A 429-nucleotide genomic window follows, 5' to 3' on the forward strand; every position below is an offset into this window, starting at 1 on the left:
ATTCCGGGCATTTCGTTCGTCGCCACGCTGCAGACCTTGTCGTTTACCCATCTCGAGAATCTGTCCTATACGTCGGTCATGACGACCGGGAATCTGCGACGGGCCGCGAAGAGGCTGCTGGAAGGCCTGATTCCAAGATATGACAGGACAGCGTTGCGGGATGCATCACTGCTCGGAATGGCCGGCTTCAGTTTTTTCGCGGGCGCGGTGCTCGGTGGCGTTGCCACCCGCATGTTGCACAACGGGGCGCTATGGATTTCGGTTCTGCTTCTCGTGGGCGCGCTAATGCGAATGGTCCAGCTGGTTGTCTGGCCGGGGACCAAGACTGGGTCGCAAGCGCCGCGTGCATGAGGATGGCCAAAGTTAACATCGCGCCCTCTCGTTTACAAGCAGAAAATTGCAGCTTCGTTCACAGACATGTGGGTAAAC

The 429-nt window shown here is 57.8% G+C and carries 1 protein-coding gene; it reads left to right on the plus strand.

The genetic code is table 11. The features are described from left to right. Positions 1 to 351 (plus strand): DUF1275 family protein (locus VSR34_RS38730; RefSeq protein WP_342965277.1); only part of this gene is annotated, 351 nt, incomplete at its 5' end. Positions 352 to 429: the final 78 nt, after the last annotated feature.

The sequence above is a fragment of the Paraburkholderia sp. JHI2823 genome, assembly GCF_038900695.1.
GTDB classification, from domain to species: Bacteria; Pseudomonadota; Gammaproteobacteria; order Burkholderiales; family Burkholderiaceae; genus Paraburkholderia; species Paraburkholderia mimosarum.